This window comes from Halomonas sp. AOP5-B2-8, assembly GCF_052376475.1.
Classification (GTDB): domain Bacteria; phylum Pseudomonadota; class Gammaproteobacteria; order Pseudomonadales; family Halomonadaceae; genus Vreelandella; species Vreelandella casei.
The window spans coordinates 627,132-642,700 of the sequence record NZ_JBQSVS010000001.1 but is presented as its reverse complement, the minus strand read 5'-3'; the positions used below and the strand labels follow the sequence as shown (position 1 = coordinate 642,700).

The window sequence follows — 15,569 nt, the reverse complement described above, 5'->3', positions numbered from 1 at the left end:
AGTCGGCAAGAAAAGTATTTAGCTGGATAATAACTTTTTGCCCATACCATCGTCCATGAGCTGACTATCAACCTTAATCGGCTCATTTCCTCCTCTGTGTAGGGCACGCTCTATTCGATGAACGCATCTTTATCGACCGCCAGCGTTAGCGGTTTGTTTGCCTCCAGTTCATTCATCCTTTGCGCCAGCGCTTGGCTAATGGAGTGATAGGCCGTGCTGCCCAATGCCAGCCTAAACGGGGCAGAGGGTAGGTCGGCGGTATCGATGAGGCGGTTCACGGTTTTAATCGCATCGCCTTTAATGGCGAAAGCCCCCGACGCCAACGCACGGCGCGTTTCGCCCGCGGGTGTTTCTTCATATACGGGCATGGGGTGCGTGCGGTCCAGCGCCTCGCCGAATTGGGTGGCGGTGGGGCCGGGTTCGGCAAGGATGAAGTCGATCCCAAAAGGTGCGACTTCTTGCGCGACTGACTCGACAAACCCTTCGATGCCCCATTTGCTGGCGTGGTAAAGGCTGAAACACGGGTAGGCGATTTGGCCGCCTTCCGACGATACCTGCACAATACGCCCACCTCCTTGCTCGCGCAGGTGGGGTAGCACCGCCCGAATCAATTGAATTGAGCCGGTAAGGTTGGTCGCTATCTGCCGCTCAATCTGCTCGTCCGTGGCTTCTTCGGCGGCGCCAAACACGCCATAGCCCGCGTTGCTGACCACCACATCGATTCGACCGAAGGCAGCAAAGGCTTGCGCTACGCCCTTTCTCATTGCCTGCGTATCGGTCACGTCGAAGTTCACCACGTAAAGGCGCTCCCCATGCTTGGCCAGTAGGTCGTCCAGCGCACCGTGTCGGCGTAGCGTGGCCACCACGCGGTCGCCGCGTTCGAGCAGGCGTTCGGTAAGCAGGCGGCCAAGGCCGGTCGAGGTGCCTGTAATCAGCCAGGTTTTAGCCATTTATTATCTCCCGTGAAGTGATTGAGCATTGCGAGAGATAAGATAGGTCAGTAATACTGTTAATAGAATACTCAACAATTGAGACAAGTTAGTGAGGAATATTCACCAATGAGCAAGCCGACGTTAGCTGACCTTAAGGCGTTTAAAGCGGTGGCTGAACACCAGAGCTTTCGCCGTGCGGCTGATCTAATGGGCGTTAGTCGGTCGTCGCTAAGCCATACCCTGCGAACCCTTGAGCGCAGATTGGGTACGCGGCTACTACATCGAACTACGCGGAGTGTCTCGTTGACCGAGAGTGGTGAGCGTTTACTCTTGCGTTTGGGCCCGCTCTTGGGCGAGCTGGACACCCTGCTGGAAGAAGCCTCAAGCCTTGAAGGTAAGATCACGGGTAGATTACGCATTAACGCAAGCGAAGCGGCGATTCGCCTGTTGCTTGAGCGTGTCGTACCCCGCTTCCTAACGCTGTACGAGGATGTCGAGCTTGACCTGGTGGCAGAGGGGCGGCTGGTCGATATTGTCGAGGAGGGATTCGATGCTGGGATAAGGCTAAGGGAAGCTGTTCCCAAGGATATGATCGCCGTTCCTGTCGGCGGAGAGCTGCGGTTTCTTGCCGTTGCCTCGCCTGGTTATTTACAGGGCAAACCGATGCCTGAAACGCCCGATCAGCTCGCCCTGCACCAGTGCATCAGGCAGAGGCTGCCCAGTGGCAAACGTTACCGCTGGGAATTCCAGCAGCACGGCCAAGAGGTGGTGGTTGATGTGCCGGGAGCCATGACGCTGGATAGCAGCCAACTGATGGTAGAGGCGGCCGTGGCGGGGTTGGGCATCGCTTATGTGCCTGAACCTTATGCACACGTAGCGCTTCGCGATGAGACGTTAGTAACGGTGCTTGAGAATTGGTGCCCTTACATAGCAGGCCTGTATCTTTACTACCCCAATAACCGCCATGTACCGCCCAGCTTGCGGGCCTTTATTGATCTGTTGCGAGAGTGACCTACTGCAAGCGGTGGCCGCATACAAAAGCGCCCCGTGATGCTTGCGGCAATCCATACAGTGGCAAATACCTACCCGGAGCGGCTCGCCATTGGCCACGATTCGGATCTTACCGCAGAGACAGCCACCCGTTAGTTGAACCATTGTTAATCTCCAGAAGATTCATACATTTAAAGTAGGTGGCACTTTTGGTTTTGTCTTGCTGCCGTATCGTATGTATTTGATGCCGGCAAACTGACGTAAATTGAACTGTTGGATGAGTCGGGTTTTCTCTGCGCTCCTGGAATCCAGTCGTATCGCGACTACAAGCAGGCGCGGGCCTTAAGCTGGTAAATCGCCTTCCTGTGGTTCTTTAAAAGATAGATAATTGGTGAGCTAAAAGTACACAAAATTTGATTTTATTAAAGATACTAATGACAGATTATTTAGTTAAGTGCTAATTTGTGAACCATGAGTACACTTAAAGAAGAAAAGCTAAAGAAAATGCTTGAAGCCATACCTTCAGGATTCATGGTCGACACCGCATGGCTTGAACGCCACGGTGTAAGCCGTTTCCTTGCTCGTAAATACGTCGATAACGGCTGGCTGGAGCGCGTTAACCGCGGCGTCTTCCGACGCCCCGCGCCGAATGCAACAACGTCGGCCACAATCGATTGGAAAACCTGCCTGCTCTCCATGCAGCATATGATGCGCTATGACATCTATGTCGGTGGCACAACGGCACTTACCCAACAGGGCTTCGATCACTATCTGCGGCTGGGTAGCAGTGCGCCTATCTGGGTATATGGCAACGTCACACCCAACTGGCTCAGCAAACTGCCACTAAACGCACCCATCGTCACCCGCAGCACCTTACTGTTCGCCGATCCGTCACTTGGGCTTGCCAGAAACAATATCAACGACGAAGACACGCTGCCATGGGACTGGACGCTTAATATGTCGGCACCTGAACGGGCGATTATGGAAGCCATGGACGAGTTGCCCGACCAAGAGAGTTTTCATAACCTTGATATGGTGTTCGAGAGCTTGACGACACTGCGGCCGAAACTACTGTCGGCGTTGCTGCACAGTTGCAAGAAGATCAAGGTAAAGCGGCTGTTCTTTGTCTTTGCCGATCGCCACGACCATCCCTGGCGCAAGCGCCTTGATCCAGCAGCATTCAATCTTGGGAGTGGCGACCGTGCACTGGTAAAAGGGGGCAAGATACATCCACTTTATCGGATTATGGTGCCTGAAGCGTTTGTAAAGGCGGAGGCAGAAGATGGCGCGTGAAACCTATGAAGCGCAGGTCGCACTCCTTGTGCGCATTCTTCCGCATGTGGCGAAGGAAGATGTATTCGCGCTGAAGGGAGGCACAGCGATCAACCTGTTCTATCGTGATCTTCCGCGTTTGTCGGTCGATATCGACCTGACCTACCTTCCGGTTAAAGATAGGAATGACAGCCTTTCCGAAATCAACGACGCTATGGATCGCATTGCGTGTGCCATTGAAGGCGGTATCGTTGGTGCCAAAACACAACGTATCAAGGGCGGCGGCGGTGGCGCCACTCGTCTTCTTGCCCGCATGGGTGGCGTAGAGATCAAGATCGAAACCTCTCCAGTTACACGCGGCGTCGTTCATGATCCTGAAACGCTTTCCGTCTCTGAAGCTGTTGAGGATGAGTTCGGCTATGCAGAGATGCAGATTGTCTCCTTCGAAGATTTGTTCGGCGGTAAGTTGAACGCAGCCGTTGACCGTCAGCATCCGCGCGACCTTTATGATGTGAAGCTGCTTTACGATAACGAAGGCCTAACGGATGATCTATTTCGCACTTTTCTGATCTATATTGCGAGCTCGCCGCGCCCCGCGCATGAGTTGCTGAATCCGAATCTCATCAAACTTGATCAGCCTTATACTCAAGAATTTGAGGGAATGACCAGAGCTTCTGTCAGTCTCCAAGAGCTCTTGGACACCCGTAACCGATTGATTGCAGATATTCAATCCCGCTTCGATGAGAACACCAAGCGATTCCTAATGAGCCTGCATGACGGTACGCCCGATTTTGATGCTATTGATCGCCCTCGAGCGGCGGATCTGCCTGCCGTACGCTGGAAACTTATCAACCTGGAAAAGCTGAAAAACGAAAATGCCGACAAGCATGCTCAGCAACGTCATGAGCTGGAAGGGCTGCTAGGGTAAGGTGAACAGATCGGAATCTTGAAGCAAACGAGGCAACTTGCCCCACCCGCTATGTGCTTTACTATCTTTAACTGTTATTCACGGAGGAAGCGTCCATGGCCATAGGCGGCTTGATAGGATTACTGGACGACATTGCCGCATTGGCGAAGTTGTCCGCAGCATCACTGGATGATGTGAGTGCCGCTGCTGGGCGTGCGACGGCGAAGGCGGCCGGGGTGGTGGTCGATGATACGGCCGTGACGCCGCAATATTTGCAGGGGGTGGCAGCGGAGCGTGAACTGGCGATTGTGAAGCAGATCGCGCTGGGGTCGATCCGCAATAAGCTGGTTTTCATCCTGCCAGTGGCGCTACTGCTGAACCACTTTTTGCCCGTGCTATTGCCGATCATTCTGATGGTGGGGGGCACCTACCTGGCCTTTGAAGGCGCGGAGAAGGTCTGGCATAAGCTCTCCGGGGGCCATGATGAAGAAAAACCTTCGGTGGAAAAGGGGCCGGAAGCCGAGAAGAAGATCGTGAGTGGTGCCGTGCGGACTGACCTGATTCTATCCGCCGAAATTATGGTGATCGCGCTTTCTTCTGTTGCGCATCAAGGGTTCTGGTCACAGATGGTGAGCCTGATCGTGGTTGCGTTTGTTATCACTATTCTGGTGTATGGCGTGGTGGCGCTGTTGGTCAGAATGGATGATTTCGGCCTGAAACTCGCTAAGCGGGATAGCTCGGGCGTGCAGAAGCTGGGCCGTGGTCTGGTGACTGCTATGCCCAAGGTGCTGGCGACTATCGCAGTGGTGGGCACCGTCGCCATGCTATGGGTGGGCGGGCATATCCTGATGGCCAACCTGGGCGCCGATGGAACGGGTTGGTTTAACGCACCCTATGATTGGGTACACCATATTGAGCATAGCATTAGCGAGGCAACCGGTGCGTTGGGCGGCATACTGGGCTGGAGCTTCAATACGCTGTGCTCTGCGGTGATTGGCTTTTTGGTGGGCTCGGTTGTTGTGGGTATTCTGCACTTCATTCCTTCCAAGAAGGCGCATTCCGAATAGGTGCGGGCCGTGACGTGTGTATCAGGCATCTGAATGCCCGCCATATTGTACTCACTCGCGTATCGGTTCACTCATATCACTCTAGAAAATGATCTTGAGCCGAATACAAAGCCTAATCGGCTCAATATGTGATCCGAATGGGCCGTGGGCAGAGCTTGGCTCTCTAAGAGCCCTTTCCCCAAAGTGATGCCAGTGGCCCGCCTACCGGGGATTCTTTTGGTAAGGCTACGCAAGCCACCCGCGCCTGTGCTGTCGCAAGCCGCGCGGGGTCGCCGCGCTTTATTTCTGGATATTGTTCCGGTGGATCCGGTGGCTAAGCGCCGACCATGTAGGAGTCGTCGTCCGACGCTACGCTGGAATGCACAATTCCTGCTGGAAGCACCAGCACATCTCGCTAACCTCTGAACAAACTATGCTTGCTACTCCTCCCGTTGGCGGCTAGTCGCTTGGACGAAAGCGGTAGGGGATTGGCCAAGCACCTTGCGAAACATGCTGGAGAAAGCGGCTGGGCTGTCGTAGCCAAGTTCCAGTGCGGTTCGGGTAACGGAGCTGCCGGATAGCAGCCTGGGAATAGCCGCCATCAGGCAGGCCTGCTGGCGCCATACGCCAAAGGAGAGTCCGGTTTGCTGGCGGAACAGGCGATTGAAAGTGCGTTGACTGCAATGCAACTGCTGAGCCCACTTTTCGGGAAGGGAGTGAATGTTCGGCTGGCCGAGGAATGCTCTGCACAGGCTGGCGAGCGGAAGGTCATGAGGCAGGGGCGCAAACAGTGGCAGGGCCTGAGCCTGTTCCAGTTCGTAGAGAAGTAGTTGCGCCAGGGCGCCGTCGCGGCCGTTTTCCTCATAGAGTGCGGGGATGTGGGCGGAAGCCAGCAGCAAGTGATGTAGGAGGGGTGTCACGACCAGCACCTCGCAGCTGGGCGAAGCGCGTGGTGCGACGTGGGGCTCGATATACAGACTTCGGGTGCTCACCTCGTTCATGCGCACTTGATGGCGCTTGCCCGCCGGTAGCCAGATGCCGCTGTAAGGCGGCACCATCCAGGTGCCGTCATCCGTATTGACTTCCATCACGCCGGTCATGCCATAGAGAAACTGGGCGCGGCGGTGGGTATGAAAGTCGAGGAGGGTGCCGGAACAGTAGTCAGTACCGATGGCCACCACGGGTCTTGCTACATGATCCACCTCTGACAGCGGCGTATTGAGCATAAGCGTGAACCTGGCTGAAACGCGTTGATGGTTGTCCGAATGACGAATGTCGGCCAAACCTCGCCAGCATATAGTGCCTGCTGTTTCGTTTCATCAGGAGAGTGCCGGTGTATAGCGTATTGCTAGTTTGTGGCGGGTTGGCGGGAGTGACCACCGTGTTGTTCGGTTTTGGTGGTGGGTTCGTGGTGGTTCCTTTGCTGTATATCCAGCTGATTACCGTCCATGGGCCGGATAGTGGTATCGGTCAGGCGGCCATGCATATTGCAGTGGCTACCTCGACGGCGTTGATGGTGTTTGCTGCTTCCCTGTCCACATGGCGCCACCATCAACGGAAGACCGTGCGATGGCACCTGGTGCGACCGCTGGTCGGCTATATCGCCGTGGGCGCTGTGCTTGGCGCGGCGGCTGCCGTGTCGTTAAGTGGCGAGTGGGTGCGCTGGGCATTCATCGGCTATCTGAGCATCACGATTGCGGATGCCGTTCTGCGGCCTGGTTTTCTGCATCAGTCGGAGAGTGATGTGCGTCCTATGGGGCGTGGGGTAACGGCGATGACGGGGACATTGATTGGTGCAGTGGCTGCCTTGCTAGGCGTGGGCGGTAGTGTAATGACCGTACCGCTCATGCGTCGTAGAGGCGCGAGTATGACGGCGGCCACTGCCATGGCCAATCCGTTGTCGTTGCCCATGGCGGTAAGTGGCAGCGCGACGTATGTGTTGCTGTCGGCAAATCACCCCGCGTGGGGGGGCTGGTATGCCGGTTATGTGGATCTGGGCGCCTTGTTGGTACTGGCGGTGGGCTCGTGGCTCGGTATCCGCTTAGCATCGACCTGGATCGGGCGCATTCCTGATCGTATTCATTCCAGGGTGTATCTGCTACTGCTGACCATGGTGCTTGTAGTGATGGTTTGCGTGCGTTGAGCGGTGCTTACTTGGGAGATGCCTGTTTTGTGGGTCGGGTCTTTATAGGGCGCAGGGCTTAAAAGATGAGAAGCTGGTTCATTCAAAAATCACGCACTATGTGATGGGGTGGGCCAGCGCAATTCGAAACAAGATCCACCTTCATCAGAGGGGTAGCATCTGGCCTCGCCATGGTGGGCTCTTGCAATCGCCGCGACTACCGCCAATCCGAGTCCACTTCCTTGCTTGTCTCTTGGCATACCACTGTCAACGTCTCGCGCATGCCGAAATGCCTTGAAAATCTGAGAAGCATATTCCTGCGGTATGCCTGGGCCGGTATCTATAACACGTAAAACACACCACCCATCATCCTGGCGCGTTTCGATGATAAGCGACCCTGGTGATGCATGCTGGCGAACGTTTTCCAGCAACGCAAGCAACGCCTGACGGATACGAACTGGGTCGCAGTACACGGTGCCCGATTGCAGATCAAAGATTGGATAATGTTTTGATGCATTCAGAGCATGCCTACAAAACTCAACGACTGATTCAATTTCAGCAGAAAGGTCACATTGCTTGATCTCAAGGTTCAGATGACCGCTTTCGGCTAAGCTTACGGCGCGAAGGTCTTCAATCAATTGTGCCATGCCATCGATTTGGGTAAGGAGACTCAGAAACTGGGATTTTTCGGGGGGAAATACGCCTTCTGCCAAGCCTTGCAGGCGTCCGCGTAAAATAGTAACCGGTGTACGCAGCTCATGAGCAATAGCTGCGTTCCAGAAAGTCATTTCCTTGGACATACGCTGTAATTGATCTGCCAAGGCATTGAAGTCGTTGGCTAACACAGCGGCCTCACCTAACGAGCGATCACCCGTAGTGGCGCGTGCGTCCAGGTCGCCTTGCGCGACGCGACGGATGCTTGCTGTTACGGAGTTTAGGGGTACCAGAATGCGACGCGCCAAGTGAATACCTACTATCACGGCGAACGTCAAACCAATCAACGTTGTGATAATGAGCCAAGCCCACTCTGGCCCAGCCGGAAACATGCTTGGATCGTTAATCGACCCCTGCCAAAAATGGAAGGCAATGAAATAGAACACATAAGAGGTCACCACGACTAGCAGCGTTATCCCAAAAGCCATCGCTGCCATGGTTAACGCGATTGTGCGGCTCAATCCGATGAGTTTCATTCTGTTCCCCACAGCCGATACCCAACGCCACGTATACCAACGGGTATGCCTCTCACATCGACGTCTTCCAGTTTTTTACGCAGCTTACTTATATGGCTGTCGACAGTGCGCTCAAGCGCCTCGCCCTCGGGTAGGCAGGTGGCTAACAGCTCAGCGCGGGTGCACACTTTTTTGGGCGCGCGCGCAAGGTGCGCCAGCAATCTGAATTCTGTGAGCGTCAACGCAAGGCTGTGCGAGTCTCCACCCACTTGGACGAAGGCTTCGTGTTGTTCCAGGTCGATCTCAAAGGGGAAAACCCTAAGTACATGGGATTGGTGGCTGGCATCAGCCATGGTGCGCCTTAACACTGCCTGAGTGCGTGCGACGACCTCGGCAGGGTTAAACGGCTTGACGACGTAGTCATCGGCACCAAAACGCAAACCCATCAGTTTATCGATATCCTGATCCATGGCGGTCAACATGATGACGGGCGTCTCACCACGATGGCGAACCTCTGACAGCACCTGCCAACCATCCATTTTAGGCATCATTACATCAAGTAAGACGAGATCGGGTTTCATCGACAAGTGCATTTCCAATGCTTTGCGTCCATCTTCTGCGTAGATGGTTCGGAGGCCCGCTCGTTTCAGATAAGCCTGAAGAATATCAGCGATCTCAGGCTCGTCTTCGACTATGAGAACCAGTGCTTGTAGGGCAGGAGAAGAGCTGGGCGACTGATGAGTCTTGGACATGTAAGTGCCTAATGAAACATTCATTGTATTCTCCATCATATCTACACATACCGTCGACGTGAATACCACGCTACAGCGATATAGTCCCCTTCAATTCTATTAGTAGGCAAATATTTGTCTATTTCTGCAAGAGCTGTGCATGAAGAGCTATTCATGAAGAGCTATGCATGAAGGACTATGCCTGAAGGAACTATCCATGACGATCGGCCCTTTTTACCGTAACGGTGGCTTCTGTGCCTTGCTGCTAACCGTGCTAACCGCCTGCGGTCCAGTTGAGCAAGCAGTCGCGCCGCCTCCTGCCCGAGTCTCTGTTGTGACTTTGGAGCCTGTTAGATTGGAGCTGACCGAAGACTTGCCGGCTCGGGTCGTGCCTTTTCAAGTGGCGGAAATTCGTCCGCAGATCAGCGGGATTGTCCAACGCCGCCTTTTCGAACAAGGAACCGACGTGAGTGCGGGGCAGCCACTATTCGAAATCAACCCAGCGCCGTTTCGCGCGGAGGTGGAAACGGCAGAAGCCGCTTTGCAGAAGGCTGAAGCCGAGCTTGCGCATGCCCATTCGCAGTCAGCCCGGTTGGAGTCGCTGGTCAGGGGGCAGTCGGTGAGTCGCCAGGCGTATGACGATGCCGTCTCCAACAGTCAGCAAGCCGCCGCTGAGGTGGCCCAAGCGCGTGCCACGCTGTCGCGCCGCCGCCTTGACTTGGAATTCTCCACGGTGGCGTCCCCCATTGCAGGCCGAATTGATCAGGCGTTGGTAACGGAGGGAGCGCTGGTGGCCAGCAGCGATAGTACGCCCATGGCCCGTGTTCAGCAGATCGATAAAGTCTATGTCGATGTTCAGCGCTCGGCTTCCTCGCTCGACTCGCTTCAAGACGCGATGGCGGCGCAACCCTCCCTCGACAGTGGCTTACCGGTCACTATCCTCGGCAGCAACGGCACACCCTACGATGTGACTGGACACCTTCTTTTTTCGGGAATCAATGTGGACACCAGTACAGGTGACATTTTACTGCGAGTCCTCGTAGACAACCCTGAACGGCGCCTGTTGCCCGGTATGTTTGTACGTGCCCGCGTGCCGTATGCAAGCTATGGCGCTGCGTTGACGGTGCCGCAACAGTCCGTGGTGCGCATTGGCGGTAAGCCTTACGTGTGGTTGATTGGTGCCGGCGACAAGGCGGTGATGGTCTCAGTTGAGCTTGGTGAATTGGCGAACGGTCGTTATCGGGTGAAAACGGGAGTGACAGAAGGGCAGAAGGTCGTCGTCGAGGGTATAGAGCGACTGGCGGATGGGGGCGAGGTCAGCGCGACTGATTGGAACATGCCTATGCCTCTCAACGCCTCAGCGGCATCCTCTCACTAAGTTCTAGGAGTATCCGCAATGCCCCAGTTCTTCATCCAGCGCCCAGTCTTCGCATGGGTGGTCGCGCTGTTTATCATCCTGTTGGGCGTGCTCGCCATTCCGCAGTTGCCGGTTGCTCACTACCCCTCGGTAGCACCCCCTTCGGTGACCATCACCGCAACGTATCCCGGCGCCACACCGCAGACCATGAACGATGCGGTGCTCAGTCTCATCGAACGCGAACTATCCAGCGTCAAGAACCTGCTGTACTTCGAGTCGTCGGCCGACGCTTCTGGATCGGCTTCTGTCATCGCCACATTCAAGCCCGGGACGAATCCAGAGCTGGCCCAAGTGGATGTGCAGAATAGACTCAAGGCAGTCGAACCTCGGTTACCACAGGTGGTGCGTCAGGATGGGCTGAGCGTAGAGTCAGCGTCATCCAGTTTTCTGATGATCGTGGGGCTGAATTCTGAGGATGGGCGCTTTGATGAGCTTGCCCTGAACGATTATATGGCGCGCAATATCGTCGAAGAGCTGCGCCGTATTGACGGTGTCGGTCGTGTTCAGTTGTTCGGTGCTGAGCAGGCGATGCGAATCTGGATAGAGCCGGAGATGCTGATGGCTTTCGGCTTGTCGGTGAATGATCTCTCGACCGCGATTATGGAGCAGAACGCACAGATTGTGCCGGGTAGCATCGGTGCGTCTCCGGCGTTACCTGGCCAAAAGGTGTCCTCGTTGTTGACCGCACAGGGGCAATTGAATACGCCGGAAGCGTTCGCCGCTATCGTACTTCGCACTAATGTCGACGGCTCCAACGTGGTGCTGGGCGATGTGGCGCGAATCGAGTTGGGTGCCCAATCCTACGGCTTCTCCAATCGTGAGAATGGCCAGCCAGCGACCGCGGCGGCTATACAGCTGGCTCCCGGTGCCAACGCTGTCCGCACGGCGGAAAGTGTGCAGGCGCGTTTGGCTGAGTTAAATGAGGCTCTACCCGCGGGCATGAGTTCATCGATCCCCTTTAATACGGCCCCGTTCGTTAAAATTTCTATCGAGAAGGTCATCCATACCCTCATCGAGGCGATGGTACTGGTTTTCCTGGTGATGTTGCTGTTTCTACAGAACATCCGTTACACGCTGATTCCCGCACTGGTCGCGCCGATTGCGTTGTTGGGAACCTTCACGGTGATGCTGCTGGCAGGTTTCTCAATCAATGTTTTGACGATGTTCGGTATGGTGTTAGCGATTGGCATCATCGTCGATGACGCGATCGTGGTGGTCGAAAACGTTGAGCGCATCATGGCCAAAGAGGGACTGTCGCCAAAGGACGCCACTATCAAGGCAATGAAGGAAATCACTGGCGCGGTGGTGGGTATCACTCTGGTATTAACGGTGGTGTTTATCCCGATGGCTTTCTCAAGTGGTTCGGTCGGTGTGATCTATAAGCAATTCGCGCTGACGATGGTGGTCTCGATTTTGTTCTCAGCGTTTCTGGCGTTGACGTTGACACCGGCGCTATGTGCAACCCTTCTCAAGCCCATTAAGCCGGGTCACCACGACAAAAGCGGCTTTTTCGGCTGGTTCAACCGGGCGCTTAAGCGCATGACCGCCCGTTACGAATCGCGTGTGGGGCGACTCGTCGCTCGCAGCGGTCGATTCATGCTGGTGTTTGTGGTCATCGTAGGCGTGCTGGTGATCGCTTTGCGCCAGTTGCCTTCGGCTTTTTTGCCGGAAGAGGATCAAGGCTATTTCATGACCAGTATCCAGTTGCCCGCCAATGCGACCACTGAGCGTACCTTGGATATCGTCAAGGCGTATGAGTCTTACGTCATGGCGCGCCCTGCAGTGGATGGCAATATGTCTATTTTGGGGTTTGGATTCTCGGGATCCGGCGCGAATACGGCGCTGACGTTCACCACGCTAAAGGAGTGGGGGCAACGCGACGGCGCCACGGCGGCGAGTGAAGCGGAAGGGGTTCAGCAGGCAATGAGTCAACTAAACGAAGGGACGGTGATGAGCATGTTGCCGCCGGCCATTGATGAATTGGGTACCAAGTCCGGCTTTACGATGTTCTTGCAGGATCGACGCAACCAGGGGGCGGCCGCCCTTAAGGCTGCCGAGACGACGCTGCTGGAACTGGCGGCGCAGAGCAAGGTGGTCAGCGACGTCTATTCCGACGGCCTTCCGGAAGGTGCGAGCATTCGTCTTGATATTGATCGTCAAAAAGCCGAAGCGCTCGGGGTATCGTTCGCCAACATTAGCGAAATTCTGTCGACTGCGATGGGGTCGTCATACATTAACGATTTTCCGAATGAGGGGCGGATGCAGCAGGTGATTATGCAAGCGGATGCGTCGGCACGCATGCAGGTCGGCGACGTGCTCAAGCTTCACGTGCGTAATAGCAGGGGAGGCATGGTGTCCATGTCAGAGGTAGTTACCCCAGTGTGGGACGAAACACCGCTACAAATGGTGCGCTATCTGGGCTATCCCGCCACCAGCATTTCCGGGAGTGCGGCTGCGGGCGCCTCCACCGGTGACGCGATGGCTGAAATGGAGCGTCTGGCGCAGCAACTTACGCCCGGCTTCGCCGTGGCCTGGACGGGGCAGTCCCTTCAGGAGCGCCAGTCCGCTGCCCAGGCGCCCATGCTTGTTGCGCTGTCAATCCTGGCGGTGTTTCTGGTGTTAGCCGCTCTCTACGAAAGCTGGACCATTCCGCTATCGGTCATACTGGTTGTCCCGCTGGGGTTGCTGGGGGCGGTGGCCGCCATGTTGCTGCGTGACCTGCCTAACGATGTTTTCTTCAAAGTCGGTATGGTCACCGTGATCGGGTTGTCTGCGAAAAATGCGATTCTGATCGTTGAGTTCGCAAAACAGTTGCGTGGGCAAGGTAAGGGGCTGATGGAGGCCGCGGTGGAAGCCGCCAGCCTGCGCCTGCGTCCGATTCTTATGACCTCACTCGCTTTCGGTTTGGGGGTAGTGCCGTTGATGGTCGCGTTTGGCGCCAGCGCCAAAACTCAGCATGCGATAGGTACTGGGGTGTTCGGCGGTATGGTCAGTGGGACGCTGCTGGTCATCCTCTTCGTCCCGGTGTTCTTCGTTTTCGTAATGGGCCTTCAGGAGCGAGTTAGTGGCTGGAGAGCTCATAACGGCAAGGCACCTTAATGCCATGCGGTGACAGGCTTTTGCCTGTCGTGCTAACGCTGTCGGCGCTCTCTGTGCCAGCCGTCCTGCCAGTGGCAGCGTTGGAAGTTACATCCATTATTTAGGAGTTAAGTGTCTAATGCTTTCTGCTATCCCACAACGTTGGCTAGTGCTGTTTGCCGTCATGCTGGCGTTCCTGCCTGTTGTCATCGACATGACGATTCTGCACGTCGCGGTACCTGTGCTGACGCCAGCACTGGGTGCCACTGGTACTGAGGTGCTGTGGATCATCGATATTTATCCGTTGTTGATGGCGGGCATGCTGGTGCCGATGGGCACCCTGGCTGACCGCGTCGGTACACGCCGTGTGTTGCTGACCGGGCTTTTCGTGTTCGGGGTGGCGTCACTACTGGCGGCTTTCTCAACGACACCCGCCCAGTTGATTGGTGCCCGAGTGCTGCTCGCCATTGGCGGATCGATGATCATGCCCTGTGTTCTGGGCGTCATACGCAAAACCTTCGAAGACGAGCGCGAGCGTGCGATGGCGCTTGGCTTATGGGGAACGGTGGGGGCCGCAGGCGCAGCAGTGGGCCCATTGATTGGTGGCGCCTTGCTGGAACATTACTGGTGGGGTTCGGTATTCCTCATCAATGTGCCCATCATGTTAGTGGTTGCGCCGGTCGCCTATGCACTGCTGCCGCGCCGCGAGGCTACGACACCCGGCAAATGGGCGTTCGGTCAGGCCCTGATCCTGCTTGTTGGCATCATCGCGGTGGTCTATGGCACCAAGTCTGGGATGGGAGCGGGACAGCCGCTGTGGCGGGCTGGATTAGTGCTCTCCCTGGGATTAGTGATGCTGGCTTGGTTTACACGTATCCAGTTGCGCTCGCCGGTGCCGATGCTGGACTTATCGCTATTTCGCCATCCGGCCATCGTCGCTGGCATGGTGATGGCGTTAGTGGCTTCTGGCGCACTGGCAGGCATCGAGCTGACGCTGGCGCAAGAGCTCCAATATGTGCTGGGCAAGACGCCGCTGCAGGCTGGCCTTTTCATGGTGCCTATCATGGCGGCCGCAGCAGTCGGTGGGCCCGTTGCAGGTTACTTGTCCAACCGGTTTGGCTTGCGGCTGGTTGCTAGTATGTCGATGGCGTTCGCGGCAGCTGCTTTGGCCTATATGGCACATGCTGACTTCCACGCACCTGACTGGACCGTACCAACAGCATTGGCCGTGCTGGGGTTAACTCTTAGCATCGGTCTGACCGCTTCTTCGATTGCTATTATGGGGGCAGTGGACGCCAGTAAAGGAGGGGCTGCAGGCTCTTTGGAAGCCACTGGCTATGAATTGGGCAGCGGGCTCGGCATTACCCTGTTCGGGGTTTTCATGGCCAGCGTGTACACCAACACCATCGCGCTGCCGTCACCCTTAGATCCAGCCCTCGGTGCACAGGCCGCACGCTCAATCAGCGACAGCATCGTTGTGGCACAAGGGCTGGCCGCAGATCAGGCGGAGGCACTCATCAATGCCGCGAAGGCGGCATTCTCTACCACGCACTCTATCTTGCTAACCACTGCTGCAATTCTCATCGCTTTGCTGTCGGTGGTGGTGTTTCTAATGCTGGGTGGCTACCAAGACAAGCCAGGAGCGCACGAGTGATGGTGGTCGGATTCCGGCATATCCATGCGTTACTAGCCACGGCATTAGCTGCTAAAGTAAATGTTGCGGGCTGCCATGGTGGCCCCATCTATGTGTCCCGCCCATCGAACAGTTGATCAACAGTCGCCTTACCTTCGCAGCCCTGCTAGTGAGCCGCCTACCGGTGATTGAGACTGCCGGCGTGTTTTGTCGATTACCGTCCAGTAGCGTATACCTCATGATTGCCTTGATAGCGACACTCGGTATCATAT

The 15,569-nt window shown here is 55.9% G+C and carries 13 protein-coding genes; 8 read left to right on the top strand and 5 right to left on the bottom strand.

The annotated features are described in order from the left end of the window. Nucleotides 1-110: 110 nt before the first annotated feature. Nucleotides 111-950 (bottom strand): SDR family oxidoreductase, encoded by an 840-nt coding sequence (locus ACT3RP_RS02890; protein WP_483393194.1) that lies wholly within the window; start codon nt 948-950, stop codon nt 111-113. Between the two features lie 108 nt (nt 951-1,058). Here ACT3RP_RS02890 and ACT3RP_RS02885 point away from each other — a divergent pair, with 108 nt between their 5' ends. Beyond that, nucleotides 1,059-1,943 carry a LysR family transcriptional regulator gene (locus tag ACT3RP_RS02885; RefSeq protein WP_483393193.1) on the top strand — a complete coding sequence of 295 codons (885 nt, stop codon included), beginning with the start codon at nt 1,059-1,061 and terminating at the stop codon, nt 1,941-1,943. Here ACT3RP_RS02885 and ACT3RP_RS02880 read toward each other — a convergent pair. Then, nucleotides 1,827-2,087 (bottom strand): GFA family protein, encoded by a 261-nt coding sequence (locus ACT3RP_RS02880; protein ID WP_483393192.1) that lies wholly within the window; start codon nt 2,085-2,087, stop codon nt 1,827-1,829. The two genes, ACT3RP_RS02885 and ACT3RP_RS02880, sit on opposite strands and share 117 nt — an antisense overlap. Before the next feature lie 306 nt (nt 2,088-2,393). Between ACT3RP_RS02880 and ACT3RP_RS02875 the strand changes: the two genes are divergently transcribed. From ACT3RP_RS02875 to ACT3RP_RS02865, 3 genes are all read left to right on the top strand, one after another. Continuing rightward, on the top strand, nt 2,394-3,215 hold the full coding sequence (locus tag ACT3RP_RS02875) for a type IV toxin-antitoxin system AbiEi family antitoxin domain-containing protein (protein ID WP_483393191.1): 822 nt from the start codon (nt 2,394-2,396) through the stop codon (nt 3,213-3,215). After that, entirely contained in the window at nt 3,205-4,122 is a 918-nt protein-coding gene (locus tag ACT3RP_RS02870) for a nucleotidyl transferase AbiEii/AbiGii toxin family protein (protein ID WP_096281930.1), read from the top strand. Before ACT3RP_RS02875 ends, ACT3RP_RS02870 begins: the two co-directional genes overlap by 11 nt. A gap of 95 nt (nt 4,123-4,217) precedes the next feature. Further along, complete coding sequence (locus ACT3RP_RS02865) at nt 4,218-5,168, top strand: DUF808 domain-containing protein (protein WP_193063435.1); 951 nt, start codon at nt 4,218-4,220, stop codon at nt 5,166-5,168. A gap of 419 nt (nt 5,169-5,587) precedes the next feature. Here the strand turns inward: ACT3RP_RS02865 and ACT3RP_RS02860 are convergent, their stop codons facing one another. Further along, entirely contained in the window at nt 5,588-6,430 is an 843-nt protein-coding gene (locus tag ACT3RP_RS02860; protein WP_483393190.1) for an AraC family transcriptional regulator, read from the bottom strand. 50 nt (nt 6,431-6,480) lie between these two features. Between ACT3RP_RS02860 and ACT3RP_RS02855 the strand changes: the two genes are divergently transcribed. After that, entirely contained in the window at nt 6,481-7,290 is an 810-nt protein-coding gene (locus ACT3RP_RS02855; protein WP_096281927.1) for a sulfite exporter TauE/SafE family protein, read from the top strand. 89 nt (nt 7,291-7,379) lie between these two features. Here the strand turns inward: ACT3RP_RS02855 and ACT3RP_RS02850 are convergent, their stop codons facing one another. Beyond that, nucleotides 7,380-8,459 (bottom strand): ATP-binding protein, encoded by a 1,080-nt coding sequence (locus ACT3RP_RS02850; RefSeq protein ID WP_096281926.1) that lies wholly within the window; start codon nt 8,457-8,459, stop codon nt 7,380-7,382. Continuing rightward, the gene (locus tag ACT3RP_RS02845; protein WP_444672052.1) at nt 8,456-9,214 is read right to left on the bottom strand and encodes a response regulator; all 759 of its coding nucleotides are present in this window, start codon (nt 9,212-9,214) and stop codon (nt 8,456-8,458) included. Before ACT3RP_RS02845 ends, ACT3RP_RS02850 begins: the two co-directional genes overlap by 4 nt. A 172-nt stretch (nt 9,215-9,386) precedes the next feature. Between ACT3RP_RS02845 and ACT3RP_RS02840 the strand changes: the two genes are divergently transcribed. From ACT3RP_RS02840 to ACT3RP_RS02830, 3 genes are all read left to right on the top strand, one after another. After that, nucleotides 9,387-10,547, top strand: coding sequence for an efflux RND transporter periplasmic adaptor subunit (locus tag ACT3RP_RS02840; protein WP_483393189.1), 1,161 nt, complete (start codon nt 9,387-9,389; stop codon nt 10,545-10,547). An 18-nt stretch (nt 10,548-10,565) separates the two neighbouring features. After that, a complete protein-coding gene (locus tag ACT3RP_RS02835; protein ID WP_483393188.1) occupies nt 10,566-13,685 on the top strand; it encodes a multidrug efflux RND transporter permease subunit in 3,120 nt (1,039 codons plus the stop codon). A gap of 118 nt (nt 13,686-13,803) precedes the next feature. Beyond that, the gene (locus ACT3RP_RS02830) at nt 13,804-15,318 is read left to right on the top strand and encodes an MFS transporter (RefSeq protein WP_483393187.1); all 1,515 of its coding nucleotides are present in this window, start codon (nt 13,804-13,806) and stop codon (nt 15,316-15,318) included. The last annotated feature ends 251 nt before the right edge of the window (nt 15,319-15,569 follow it).